The sequence below is a fragment of the Bartonella sp. HY406 genome, assembly GCF_025449315.1.
In the GTDB taxonomy this organism is placed as follows: Bacteria; Pseudomonadota; Alphaproteobacteria; order Rhizobiales; family Rhizobiaceae; genus HY038.
In genome coordinates this window covers 2,106,749-2,119,630 of the sequence record NZ_CP104893.1, presented here as the reverse complement: position 1 = coordinate 2,119,630, position 12,882 = coordinate 2,106,749, and the positions used below count along the sequence as shown (strand labels likewise).

At 40.5% G+C, this 12,882-nt stretch carries 11 protein-coding genes and 1 tRNA gene; all 12 read left to right on the top strand.

Annotation, left to right across the window (positions count from 1 at the left end):
* The first annotated feature begins 99 nt into the window (after window positions 1-99).
* The 12 genes from N6B01_RS08980 (at window position 100) to murD (ending at window position 12,732) form a co-directional block, all read left to right on the top strand.
* On the top strand, window positions 100-1,083 hold the full coding sequence (locus tag N6B01_RS08980; RefSeq protein WP_262078359.1) for an RHS domain-containing protein: 984 nt from the start codon (window positions 100-102) through the stop codon (window positions 1,081-1,083).
* Window positions 1,084-1,101: 18 nt separating this feature from the next.
* Window positions 1,102-1,683 (top strand): RHS repeat-associated core domain-containing protein, encoded by a 582-nt coding sequence (locus N6B01_RS15190; protein ID WP_315973335.1) that lies wholly within the window; start codon window positions 1,102-1,104, stop codon window positions 1,681-1,683.
* A 9-nt stretch (window positions 1,684-1,692) separates the two neighbouring features.
* Window positions 1,693-2,172, top strand: a complete 480-nt coding sequence (locus N6B01_RS08970; protein WP_262078358.1) for a DUF7919 family protein — start codon at window positions 1,693-1,695, stop codon at window positions 2,170-2,172.
* Window positions 2,173-2,876: 704 nt separating this feature from the next.
* Window positions 2,877-2,951: transfer RNA gene (locus tag N6B01_RS08965), tRNA-Thr, on the top strand.
* A gap of 248 nt (window positions 2,952-3,199) precedes the next feature.
* The gene (locus N6B01_RS15245; protein WP_410007261.1) at window positions 3,200-3,364 is read left to right on the top strand and encodes an SMI1/KNR4 family protein; all 165 of its coding nucleotides are present in this window, start codon (window positions 3,200-3,202) and stop codon (window positions 3,362-3,364) included.
* Window positions 3,365-3,583: 219 nt separating this feature from the next.
* On the top strand, window positions 3,584-4,570 hold the full coding sequence (gene rsmH, locus N6B01_RS08960) for a 16S rRNA (cytosine(1402)-N(4))-methyltransferase RsmH (RefSeq protein WP_262078357.1): 987 nt from the start codon (window positions 3,584-3,586) through the stop codon (window positions 4,568-4,570).
* Window positions 4,567-4,959: a cell division protein FtsL gene (locus N6B01_RS08955; protein WP_262078356.1), complete on the top strand. Its 393-nt coding sequence runs from the start codon at window positions 4,567-4,569 to the stop codon at window positions 4,957-4,959. The genes rsmH and N6B01_RS08955 overlap by 4 nt, the downstream gene beginning before the upstream one ends.
* Window positions 4,956-6,689 (top strand): peptidoglycan D,D-transpeptidase FtsI family protein, encoded by a 1,734-nt coding sequence (locus tag N6B01_RS08950; protein ID WP_262078355.1) that lies wholly within the window; start codon window positions 4,956-4,958, stop codon window positions 6,687-6,689. Before N6B01_RS08955 ends, N6B01_RS08950 begins: the two co-directional genes overlap by 4 nt.
* 404 nt (window positions 6,690-7,093) lie before the next feature.
* The gene (locus N6B01_RS08945; protein ID WP_262078354.1) at window positions 7,094-8,536 is read left to right on the top strand and encodes a UDP-N-acetylmuramoyl-L-alanyl-D-glutamate--2,6-diaminopimelate ligase; all 1,443 of its coding nucleotides are present in this window, start codon (window positions 7,094-7,096) and stop codon (window positions 8,534-8,536) included.
* Complete coding sequence (gene murF, locus N6B01_RS08940; RefSeq protein WP_262078353.1) at window positions 8,533-10,026, top strand: UDP-N-acetylmuramoyl-tripeptide--D-alanyl-D-alanine ligase; 1,494 nt, start codon at window positions 8,533-8,535, stop codon at window positions 10,024-10,026. The genes N6B01_RS08945 and murF overlap by 4 nt, the downstream gene beginning before the upstream one ends.
* A 167-nt stretch (window positions 10,027-10,193) precedes the next feature.
* Entirely contained in the window at window positions 10,194-11,267 is a 1,074-nt protein-coding gene (gene mraY, locus N6B01_RS08935; RefSeq protein ID WP_262080627.1) for a phospho-N-acetylmuramoyl-pentapeptide-transferase, read from the top strand.
* Between the two features lie 37 nt (window positions 11,268-11,304).
* Window positions 11,305-12,732 (top strand): UDP-N-acetylmuramoyl-L-alanine--D-glutamate ligase, encoded by a 1,428-nt coding sequence (gene murD, locus N6B01_RS08930; RefSeq protein WP_262078352.1) that lies wholly within the window; start codon window positions 11,305-11,307, stop codon window positions 12,730-12,732.
* Window positions 12,733-12,882: the final 150 nt, after the last annotated feature.

The following is a 12,882-nucleotide window of genomic DNA, read 5'->3' as shown; positions in this document are numbered from 1 at the left end:
TTTTAATCTATAAATTAACTACATAGTTTTGCTAGCCAGTTAAAAAGTCAGATTGGTGGTTTTACCATTGCCTCATTAAGCCGTGGTCTTGAAGGGGCAATGACAGCACAGCAACAAGGTATTGATCCATCCAAAGCGACTTCACAAGCTGAACGCCATTTTAATTGGAACAAGAGTTTTGAACCCCTAAGCATTAAAGATCAACGTTGGGGTGAAACCAATTATTCTTATGATGATAATGGCCAAATTACCAAGGTAAATTCTAGCGATGGTAGGGTTGAACAATTTAACTATGACCCTGCACGTAATATTACTGGCTTTAGTGATGAAAATAATATTCTAAGCCATTGGCAACAAGCGAAAGGCGGGCGCATTACCGATGCCAAAGGCGCCAATGGTGAACATATTGCCCTTGAATATGATGAGTGTAACCGTATTATCAAACGCATTGTTACACGCAATGGCTTTCGCCCTAAAATTTGGAAATATCAATGGGATGCTAAAGATAGACTGATTGGTTGCTCAACCCCAACGGGGGAACGTTGGACATATCGTTATGATCCCTTTGGCCGGCGTATCTTTAAAATCAATGCCAGCATTGCGCAAAAGACGCTATTAGCACAATCGCCCGAAATTACTGAAATTGAGAAGAACCGTGGTGCTTATCACGAAGATAGCCAACAACGCGGCAGTGGCGAACTATCAAACGACACAATCGTCGGTACAGCCTATCTATGGGATGGTGATACCATTGCCGAGGAAGCACCGTTAAAAGCACGTGGTGAGGCTGATTGGAATAAGGCGACAAACAAGCATTATGAGCCTGATACATTTAGGCCAATTGCTAAAGTAACAGCAGACGGTGAATTGTTGTACATTGTCAACGACCATCTTGGCACACCACGTAAAATATTTAGCGAGGACCGCAAGCTTGTTTGGGCAGCACAATACCGCACCTTTTTAATTCCTTGGCGCGCAGTTCATAAAATCTGGCAGGCTGATAATGACAATGATATTCGCAGCCCATATCCACCACCAATACGCGGCAACTTAGCATTTAAATATGATACGGTTGAAGCATAAGCCGCGCAAAACTGCCCCATTCGTTTCCAAGGCCAATGGGAAAATGCGGAGAATGGCCTTTACTATAACCGCTACAGATATTATGATCCACTCGCTGCACAATATATCTCACCCGATCCAATTGGTTTGGCAGGTGGTCTGCGCCCCAATGCATATGTTCATAACCCTAATGTGTGGATAGATCCGTGGGGACTATCGGCAAAAGTAATAGCTGGTCATGGTGCTAGGTCAGAACTTAACCCAAAAAAATTAACAGTACCTCCGAATACAGTTATTACAATGGCGAAGGATAATACTAAAATAATTAATTCTACTGGTCGATTTTTAGAACAAGGGGATACAGCTGGATTATTGGAATTAATAAAAGAAGGAAAATCTTTGGGCACGCGTATTGCACAAGATGTTGATGGCTTAGTTACTCATTTACAGGGAAAAGAAATATACGATTATAGGCTATTTCCCGGAGACAAGCTGGTTTATAGTGGTGATAATTTTATAACGACATCTCAACCAAAGTGGCTAAGTGATATCATAAAAGAAAATGGCCCTGGCCGTTATGTATGGGTAGCGTGTACCGAAGTTTTAGATAAGGCAAAATAGGATGCTACAATGGAATATAAAGACTTATCAGCATATAGATTTCAAAGTGATGATGGAAATATAATATTAAATATCGGTTGGCTAAATGATAATTCATTTCAAAAAGATAATGTTCACATTGAAGTGAAACGGAAATTAGAAAAATTGATAAGAGGTGAATTTAATAATATTAATATAATCGCTTTTGTTACGCGAGGCTTAAATTTATGTCCTCTATGTAAACGAACACCGAGTGATCCTTGGGGTAAACCAATTATATTGGGTGATATAAACCTATCACATGTAGAAATATTGATACCATCGACAATTGATAAAAATTGTTTTTATATTTCTCCGGGTTTAATATACCACTATATTGATGTGCACCAATACTACCCACCGGAAGATTTTTTAAATTCTATATTACAATTTCCTGAAGATACGGAGTATGATGCTCAAGTCATTGTTGGAGACGAACCAACGTTTTTGAGAGCAATCAATTCTGATTAAAATTGGCTGTTATTTTCTATATTTTTTTTCTTATAAACCATTATTAAAATAGAAGTCTATTTTATTACCAGCCAATTTGATGCTATGGGCAGACGCGTTAGTTATCAACTTGCTGCAAATATTATTCGTAATCCACACTCATTTTGATAACTTGTTATTTTAATAATTAATGGCTGCTTTAATTATGCGCCACACTCTCAAAATCTGTTCTTGAAATTCAAGGTTATCAAATGAGTTAAAGCATTTTATTTATTAACAAAAACATAAGTTAACCTATTGAATCTATGTTGAAAATTTATAAATCACTTCAAAAAATGATAAGAAAGGCTTAAAAGAATGATTTTTAGATTTTGGAAAATAAAAGCATGTTGCCTATCATGTATTTTGAATAGCCTTTTTTCTAGCCTTGCTGATTCTTGGCACTTAAACCAAACTAATTTCACTAAAGTCCAAGGCAGCTAGGCTTTATATTGGCAGAAAACAATATTTCTGTTTATTCTGTTTTCAATTCAACCTTAATTTTGGTTTAGTGATTCCACACTTAACCAATAATTTAATTTTAGTTCCCAAATAAGCTGTCAGCAAATGCCTAGCTTGTGTATAATTTTAGCAATAAACTTAAAAAAATTAAAAAAATTAGAAAAAATGATAATATAAGCTTGCACAAATTGTTTTGATATGGCAAGAACCGCCCACAACAAAATGCTGTGGTAGCTCAGTGGTAGAGCACTCCCTTGGTAAGGGAGAGGTCGGGAGTTCAATCCTCCCTCACAGCACCATAAAATCAATTACTTAACTTTTAAAAGAATTTCTCTTAAGGTTCACTGAACCTGTTAAGATCCAAACCGCTTTTTTTCAATGTATTTTCAGCGGATCTTAAATAATCTGGTAAAAATCTTGCATAGACTTGTTCTATAATGCTTGTGCTCGAATGTCCTAGACTCAAAACTCATTAATCCTGGAAGAATAGAGCAAAAGATTTTTGAGGTAAAAATATGTCATATGATTTAGATAAATAATTAGATAAATTAAACAAAAAAATATTAAAACACCGATTGTATCGCCTATACCGGATGACAATTTAATTAAGCAGTATGAGATGGAAACATATATAAAATTTCCATCCGACTATAAGAAATTTATTAAAAGGTTGGCTATGCCCTATACAATGGTCTTGATAATATACTTTTAAGTCCCGACCTTAATAATCCTTGTGCATTAATCTCAGTGTTTAATGATGCACGTGAATGATGTCATGAATGATAAAGAATTCACTAATTAATTTTTTAAATTAATATTTTTCACGGTCTTTCTAATAATTCGTTAAGCATAATGGCGCAAAATGTAACCAAATCAGCTTGGAGAGGTCTCCTCATGGTTGTATGGGTTTAAAAAGCAATGAAGGCAAAAGATGACTGAAGGTTATGAGCGTCACATACCTGTAATGCTAAAGGAAGTTTGCGATAGTGTAGCCCCACTTGAAGGAACGACTATTGTTGATGGTACCTTTGGAGCAGGAGGCTATTCGCGTGGCTTTTTAGAAAAAGGCGCAAATGTCATAGCGCTTGACCGTGATCCAAATGCCATTGCTGGTGCAAAAACATTGCTAGATCAATATAATGGACGGCTTACGTTGATTGAAACGGCTTTTTCTAATATCGCACAAGTTGTTGACAAAAAGGTCGATGCGGTCGTTCTTGATATTGGTGTTTCATCGATGCAGATAGACGAAGCCGAACGCGGATTTTCTTTTCAAAAAGATGGGCCGCTTGATATGCGTATGTCACAAAAAGGCGTAAGTGCTGCTGATGTGGTTAATCGTTTAAAGGCCGGTGATCTTGCGCGTATTTTTGGATTTTTGGGAGAAGAACGCCAAGCAGGCCGGATTGCGCGTATGATCGAGGCAAGGCGCGAGACAACGCCTTTTACGCGCACGGGTGATTTGGCAAAGGCGATTGAAGCGTCAATTGGACGTAAACCTAATGCCATTCATCCAGCTACTCGTGTTTTTCAGGCCCTTCGTATTTATGTTAATGATGAACTTGGTGAACTTGCAAAAGCCTTATTGGGGGCAGAGCAAATCTTAAAGCCAGGTGGCAAGTTGGCTGTCGTTACTTTCCATTCGCTAGAAGATCGTATGGTAAAGCGCTTCTTTGCCGATCGTTCAGGTAAACGGCCGCAGTCGCGCCATATGCCTAATAGTTTGGATCTTTTGCCCTCATTTGAACCGTTGTTTAAAGGTGCAATGGCAGCAAGTGAAGCGGAAATTGATATAAATCCGCGTTCGAGATCAGCAAAATTACGGGTCGGGGTGCGCACCGATAATCCTGCCTATGATAACGATATGGCCATTTTTCAGCTTGCAGATCTTGCGCCACTAAAAGGACATTCGCGATGACTGTTTTTCGCACATCTCATATTATAATGGTTGCTATTATGGTCTTGGCTGCAGCCATAACTTATAAGGTAAAATATGATGCGTTAAAGCGCTATGCTGAAGTGCGTCGTATCGAGCGACAAATTAGTGCTGAAAAAGATACGCTTGCTTTGTTAAAAGCAGAATGGGCAATGATGACAACGCCTACTCGTATGATGCGTCTTGCCGAGCAATATAAGGATGGACTAAATTTATCAACAATCGAACCGCGCCAGATCGTTAAGCCAAATGATATTCCAGAACGCTTGCCTGACGAAATTGAAAAGCTCATCATGAATAGTGAAGAATTACTAGCTGGGGAACTTGGTCAAAACAGCGACACGATAAAGACCGGGAGTGTAAAGCCATGAAATTAACTAATTTCTTTTTTCGGAAAAAAGCTCCTTTAACTAAGTTTGAAGTTTTAGAAAAACATGCATCTGATGCGAAGCGCACCAGTCGTCGCATGTTTTTTGTTGCTGCCTGTTTTATGGGGGTCTATGCGGTTATTGGTGGGAAGCTTTACCTTTATGGTCAACAAGGTGGTGAGATCGAAGAAGCGCGTGGTCCTGCCCAGCTTGATATGACATCGCGGCCTGATATTGTAGATCGTAATGGGGTGTTGCTCGCCACTGACATTAAAACCTATTCGCTTTTTGCTGAGCCACGTCGCATAATTGATGCCAATGAAACGATTGAACTTTTATCAACGGTTTTGCCAAATCTTAATTGGGAAACTACCTATAAGAAATTGCGTCGTGATACTGGTTTTGCTTGGATTGAACGTGGATTAACGCCGCGGCAAAAATCAGACATTATGGCGCTTGGCATTCCTGGTGTAGGCTTTAGAATGGAAACGCGGCGCTTTTATCCATCAGGACCTGCTGCATCGCATATTTTAGGCTTAGTTAATATCGACAATCAGGGTATTGCCGGTATGGAAAAATATATCGACAATGCTGGTCTTAGTGATTTGCGTGCGGCTGGGCTTGCTGATCCATCGTCATTGGAGCCGGTTAAGCTTTCAATTGATATTCGCGTACAATCAATTGTGCGCGATGAACTCGTACAGGCGATGGAACGATATAAGGCGATTGCCGCAGGTGCGGTTGTATTAAACGTTAAAACGGGCGAGGTTATTGCTTTAGCCTCTATGCCTGATTTTGATCCGAATAATCCAGTCAATGCTTTGGAAAAAGATCGGCTTAATCGCATGACCGCCGGTACCTTTGAAATGGGGTCAACCATTAAAAGTTTCACCACTGCTATGGCGCTTGATTCAGGCAAGTTTCGTTTAAATTCGATGATTGATGCATCAAAGCCTTTGCGTTTTGGTCACCAAACCATTCGCGATTTCCACGGTAAATATCGCCCACTCGCTTTATGGGAAGTATTTATCTATTCGTCCAATATTGGTTCAGGTCGTGAAGCCGATACGGTTGGTATCGAGGGGCACCGTGCATTCTTGAAGCGTTTAGGTCTTTTAGATCGCATGACAACCGAATTACCAGAAGTGGCGCGTCCTGTTGAACCACGCACTTGGAAAAAAGTTCATTCTATGACCATTGCTTTTGGACATGGCATGATGACGACGCCCCTGCAAACTGCAGTCGGTGCTTCAGCTTTAATGAATGGTGGCCATTTGATTGAGCCAACCTTCTTGAGGCGCAACCAAGCAGAGGCGCTTGAGCATTCGACCAAAGTGGTTAGCGATGAAACAAGCCGTGATATGCGTTACCTTTATAAGCTGAATGCCGACATTGGTTCGGGACGCCGAGCAGCCGTAAAAGGCTATCGTGTTGGCGGCAAAACGGGCACGGCTGAAAAGGTTGTAAACGGTAAATATTCCAAAAATAAGCGCTTCAATTCTTTCCTTGCTGCTTTTCCAATGGATGATCCAACCTATATGGTGCTAACAATTATTGACGAACCGCAACCAGAAGAAGGTAAATTTACCGCGACTGCTGGTCTAAATGCTGGACCAATGGCGGCAAATATTATTACACGATCAGCTTCGTTTTTAGGAATTTCGCCAGATTTTATGGAAGAAAGCGCGCCGATCCTCGCGGCAGGTGATGTTTCAGGCAATTTACCTGACTAAGACACAAAAAACATTAAATGTATTTATAGAAATGATAATAAAAGCAGTTGGTTAGATCCGCTGATTGCCAATATTCAAGTAATACTGATGGTGAATGGTAAAGATACAAAAACCAAATATCTAGAGTGTTTTTACAATTAAACATTAGTGAAAAATGCACTAGATTATAGTAATGAAATGCTGCTATATGTTTATATTGATAATATAAACTGACAGATAATGGTAATGGAATTATGCCTTTTGGGCGTATTTTGGGTAGTTCTGAGCAATAATATAAAGATTGGCTAGGTAAAAATAGTGATTTAAAGTGCTTATAAGGTGCAGTTTTTTGATTTTAAGATATAAGCACTATAGGATAACTAAATCCTGCTTTATGCAGAAGCCATTTTGGGAAAGGGCAGAATATGAAGCTCGCAGATTTGTTAGGCAGTAGAGATATTTCTCCAACAATTAATATCACTGGCCTTACAGCTGACTCTCGCGAAGTTTTGCCAGGTTATGTGTTTTTTGCTTTAAAAGGCAATGCAGGAGATGGCCAGCAATTTATTAGTGATGCCATTAAGCATGGTGCTAGCGCGGTTATTAGTGAAAAGCGTAGCCAAAGTGCTAAAATTCCCATTCCTTTTTTTGAAGTTGACGATGTGCGCCATGCATTGGCCATGGCTGCTTCGCGTTTTTATCCACGCCAACCGGAAGTTATTACTGCAGTAACCGGTACGAGTGGTAAGACTTCCGTTGTTTCGCTGTTGCGACAAATTTGGTGGGATACAGGTTTTGCCGGTGCAAGCATTGGCACTGTTGGCGTATTCTCTCCTAAAATTAGCCGCTATGCAGCTCTTACTACACCGGGGCCGGTTGAATTGCACCGTGTTTTACAAGAGCTTAATGACAAAGGCGTAACGCATCTTGCGATGGAGGCATCTTCGCACGGTATTGATCAAAGGCGTTTGGATGGCGTTCGTTTAAGTGCCGCAGCTTTTACCAATCTTGGCCGCGATCATTTGGATTATCATGCCAATTTAGAAGAGTATTTTAACGCAAAAATGCGGTTGTTTAATACGTTACTCCCCATGGATGCACCAGCCATTATCTATGCCGACAATAAATATTCCGAAAAAGCTATTGAACATGTGGTTCGCGCCAAACGCAAGGTTTTAACCGTTGGGCGCAAAGGTTCATTCATCCGCATTAAGCGAGTAGAACATGAACGTTATCGCCAATATGCCGAAATTGAATATGACAATGAAATTTATGAAATTTTATTGCCATTAGCGGGTGACTTCCAGATAGCCAATGCCCTTGTTGCGGCAGGTATCGCCATTGCGACGGGTGTACCGGGTGCGGCAGTTTTTCGTGCATTGGAGCGTGTTAAAGGCGCACCGGGTCGGCTTGATCTTGTCGGTACAACCAGCGATGGTGGCGCGGTTTATGTTGATTACGCCCATAAGCCAGATGCTATGGAAAATGTTTTAAAATCTGTGCGTCCTTTTACCAAAGGTAAAGTGATTGTTGTTTTTGGCTGTGGTGGTGATCGCGATAAGGGTAAAAGAGCGATTATGGGTGAAATTGCCAGCAATCTCGCTGATATTGTCATTGTTACCGATGATAATCCGCGCTCGGAGAATCCCGATGATATTCGTCGGCAAATATTGAAAGGCGCAATCAATGCCATTGAAATTGGTGATCGTCGTGCAGCTATTCGTGAAGGGGTGGCTCTTATGGGGGCAGGGGACACACTGATCATTGCGGGTAAGGGGCATGAAGAGGGGCAAATTATTGGCAGTAAGGTATTGCCTTTTTCAGATCATGCCGAAGTCCATGCCGCATTGGAGGCTCGTAGCCGATGAATTCCAAATTACCGCAAGAATCGAATGGCACGCAAGAATTGAATGCACCGCTTTGGAGTAAAGAAGCTTTTTATGAAGCGATTGGCGGCAGCGTTTTTGGCGAATTTTCAAATGATATTTTTGGTATTTCCATTGATAGCCGCAGTTTGCAAAAGGGTGATGCTTTTTTCGCTATTGCGGGCGATAAGTTTGATGGTCATGATTTTGCCAAAGGCGCATTTGAAAATGGTGCAACGATTTTAGTAGTTGATGAACCGCATAGCCAAGATATGCAATTATTGGCCAAAGAATTTCAAAAACCGCTTTTAATTGTTGACGATGTTTTAAAAGCCTTGGAGCGATTAGGCGAGGCTGCCCGTTTGCGCAGTAAGGCTAAAATTATTGCTATTACTGGGTCGGTTGGGAAAACCACCACCAAAGAAGCTTTGCGTCATGTGTTAAGTCGTTTTGGTAATGTTCACGCCAATCCTGCATCTTTTAATAATCATTGGGGGGTGCCGCTAACCTTAGCAAGAATGCCGCAAAATATTGATTTTGGCATTTTTGAAATTGGCATGAATCATGAAAATGAAATTAGGCCTTTGGTAAAATTGGTAAAGCCGCATATTGCATTAATTACGCGAATTGGTGCGGCCCATATGGGGTATTTTCCTTCCCTTGAAGCAATTGCTGATGCTAAAGCGGAAATCTTTGAAGGCATTATTCAAGGTGGTAATGCACTTATTAATATTGATGATGATCTTGGCGAGTATCTTGTTGATAAAGCGAAACAAATTGGCATTAGCTCAATTTTAAGTTTTGGCGAAAATAAAAAAGCTGATTACCAATTGCGTGAAGTCACTTTAAACGCCCAAAATTCTGATATTACTATAAAGACACCAAAGACAAGCTTATCGCTTACTATTGGCGTACCCGGTCGTCATATTGTACAAAATATACTGGCAGTGATTGCAATATGTGATCTTTTGAAGCTTGATCTTATAAAGGTTGGTCAATCGCTTAGCTCATTACAAGCTGAGAGTGGGCGCGGTGCGCGGCATATTTTAAAAAATGCCAATGGTGATTTAATTACCCTTATTGATGAAAGCTATAATGCTAACCCTACCTCGATGCGGGCAGCATTATTATTGCTCAAAAATTGCCAATCTAAAAATCAGGGCAGACGCATTGCCGTGCTTGGCGATATGTTGGAATTAGGGCGTTTTTCGCAGAAATCTCATGAAGATTTAATCGTGCCGATTAAAGATGCCAAGGTTGATGTGGTTTTTCTGGTTGGTAACGAGATGAAAGCCTTAGCCGAGAAGTTCGAACATGAAAATAATGGTGAGGTAAGTGGCGCGCCATCTCAAAAAGTTATTTGGCAAGAAACTATTGCACAATTACAGCCGCTTGTTTTAGCCGAGCTTCAGGGAGATGATGTCATTATGATAAAATCATCTAACGGCATTGGTTCTGCAAAAATCGTTCAAGCATTGCTATCCCTTAATTAAAAATGCTTTTGATAATAAAAATTAACCACTTTTATTATATGACATTGTCAAAGACGAATGAGTTTTTTCATTCGTCACAAGATTTATAACCATATTATTGCCGTTTGCATTCAATCGGTTGTTTAATAAAGGCCGCCGCCATGTTTATGTATTTGCCTGATTTTTTGATGAATTTGCCTGATTGGCTTCCAGAAGGATTGCGTAGAATTCCAGGTCTTGGCGTCTTCCGGTATATTTCGTTTAGAACGGGTGCGGCCACCTTAACATCGGCAATGATCGTATTTTTATTTGGCCCTAGCATTATTGCAGCCTTGCGTCTGCGACAAGGGCGCGGTCAGCCTATTCGTGCTGATGGACCGCAAACTCACTTTAAAAAAGCAGGTACCCCTACCATGGGCGGTTTGATGATATTGACTGGTGTTGTCGTATCATCCCTATTATGGGGTAACTTACACAATGTTTATTTCTGGACAGTATTGCTTGTCATGTTATCTTTTGGATTGATTGGCTTTTATGATGATTATTTAAAAGTTACCAAGCAAACCGATAAAGGATTTTCTGGCAAAGCGCGGTTGAGTCTCGAAGCGTTGATTGCCGCAATTGCTGCCTATGTCATTATGCGTGCGGGTAGCAGTGGTCTTGCCTTTCCTTTTGTTAGTTACATGCTCAATCTTGGTTGGTTCTTTATTCCTTTTGCAGCCCTTGTCATGGTGGGCACGGGCAATGCCGTCAATTTTACTGATGGGTTAGATGGGCTTGCTACCGTACCAGTGATGGTTGCAGCCGCATCCTTTGCTTTGATTGCTTATTTATCTGGTAATGCTGGCTTTGCTAGTTATTTGCAAATTCATTATGTGCCAGGTACTGGCGAACTTGCAGTGCTGTTAGGGGCGGTGATCGGCGCAGGTCTTGGATTCTTGTGGTTTAATGCGCCACCTGCTGCCATTTTTATGGGGGATACTGGCTCGCTTGCGCTTGGCGGTATGCTTGGTGCCATTGCGGTTGCCACAAAGCATGAAATTGTCTTGGTGATTATTGGTGGTGTGTTTGTTATGGAAGCTCTATCGGTTATTATTCAGGTTGGCTCATTTAAACTAACCGGCAAGCGGGTTTTCTTGATGGCACCTATCCATCACCATTTTGAAAAAAAGGGTTGGACTGAAAGCCAAGTGGTTATCCGTTTTTGGATAATATCTATTGTTCTTGCCTTAATTGGCCTTGCTACATTAAAATTGCGATAAGCGTAGTTTAATCAAAATCATATCAAATGGGGTTTTCATGATTACGGTTTCTAGTTTTAAAGGTGAAAAAGTAGCCCTTTTCGGTCTTGGTGGCTCTGGTATTGCAACTGCTAAAGCTTTGATTGCTGGCGGCAGCAAGGTTATTGCTTTTGATGACAATCTTGCAAGTGTTGAACGGGCAAAACAAGAGGGTATTACAACAGCTGACTTACATTTCATTGATTGGAGTGAGATAAAAGCACTTATTCTCGCGCCCGGTGTACCACTAACCCATCCTCAGCCCCATTGGTCCGCGCAAATAGCTAAAGCAAACAATATTGAAATTATTGGCGATATTGAATTATTTGTGCGCGAGCGCAATGCATTTTTATTGCGCAATCATTTATCATCGCAAGATTGTCCGTTTATTGCCATTACTGGTACTAATGGTAAATCAACCACAACGGCACTTATTGCCCATCTGCTTCAAGAAGCTGGCTATGATGTGCAAATGGGTGGTAATATAGGTACGGCAATTTTATCGCTTGAGCCTTTTGAAAAAAAGCGTTGCTATGTCATTGAGTGTTCATCATATCAAATAGATCTTACGCCCTCAATTAATCCCACCATTGGTATTTTGTTAAATCTCACTCCAGATCATATTGATCGTCATGGTACTTTTGAGCATTACGCTGCAGTTAAAGAACGATTGATAAAAGGTTCAAATATTGCCGTTGTTTCAATCGATGATATTTTTTGCGAAAAAATCGCTATTCGCGTTTTGGAGCGTCAAAATAAGTTAATACCATTTTCAACCAAGCGGCACATTGACAATGGTTGGTTTGCAGAAAATGGCAATATATTTAGAGCTGGCCATAAAGAACAACAAAAAATTACCAATCTGATCGGCATTGTTTCTTTGCGCGGCGTTCATAATGCGCAAAATGCCCTTGCTGCTTTGGCTACATGTGTAGCAATCGGTGTTGACGAAAAAAAATTGGCAGCTGCCATTTCAACTTTTAAAGGGCTTGCCAATCGTATGGAAGAGGTGGGCCGTAAAGATCATGTTGTCTTTATCAATGATAGCAAGGCAACCAATGCCGAGGCGACAGCACCAGCCCTATCAACCTTTGATCATATTTATTGGATTGCAGGGGGCGTTGCTAAAGAAGGTGGAATTTCATCCTTAAAGGAATTTTTCCCGAAAATTCGCAAAGTCTATTTAATCGGCGAAGCGGCAACAGGATTTGCGCAAACTATTGGCGATAACATAGATGTGGTAATGAGCAAAACCCTTGAAAAAGCTATAGAGCAGGCCTCCCTTGATGCTTCACTTGCTAAAGCTGAAATAGAGGCGCAAAGTGGCTCAGATGCAATTGCAGCTGTTTTATTGTCACCTGCTTGTGCAAGCTTTGACCAATTTGCCAATTATAGTGCACGGGGTGATGCTTTTAGGGATTTAGTGCAAAATACAATATTGCGCTAATTTAAAAATAATTGTGCTTAACCAAAATTTTTAAAAATATTAACTATTCTCTATTTCTTTGCGTTTATGCTGCAATAAAATTTCCTAATTTTAAAAATTTCAGGAAAAAGTGGCAATCTAATTTTTGTTGTTTTGTAATATAAAGCAACA

Bases quoted from the DNA above. Each gene is read 5' to 3' on its own strand.
- N6B01_RS08980 (WP_262078359.1), top strand. From the start codon at position 100: ATGACAGCACAGCAACAAGGTATTGATCCATCCAAAGCGACTTCACAA.
- N6B01_RS08970 (WP_262078358.1), top strand. From the start codon at position 1,693: ATGGAATATAAAGACTTATCAGCATATAGATTTCAAAGTGATGATGGA.
- rsmH (WP_262078357.1), top strand. From the start codon at position 3,584: ATGACTGAAGGTTATGAGCGTCACATACCTGTAATGCTAAAGGAAGTT.
- N6B01_RS08955 (WP_262078356.1), top strand. From the start codon at position 4,567: ATGACTGTTTTTCGCACATCTCATATTATAATGGTTGCTATTATGGTC.
- N6B01_RS08950 (WP_262078355.1), top strand. From the start codon at position 4,956: ATGAAATTAACTAATTTCTTTTTTCGGAAAAAAGCTCCTTTAACTAAG.
- N6B01_RS08945 (WP_262078354.1), top strand. From the start codon at position 7,094: ATGAAGCTCGCAGATTTGTTAGGCAGTAGAGATATTTCTCCAACAATT.
- murF (WP_262078353.1), top strand. From the start codon at position 8,533: ATGAATTCCAAATTACCGCAAGAATCGAATGGCACGCAAGAATTGAAT.
- mraY (WP_262080627.1), top strand. From the start codon at position 10,194: ATGAATTTGCCTGATTGGCTTCCAGAAGGATTGCGTAGAATTCCAGGT.
- murD (WP_262078352.1), top strand. From the start codon at position 11,305: ATGATTACGGTTTCTAGTTTTAAAGGTGAAAAAGTAGCCCTTTTCGGT.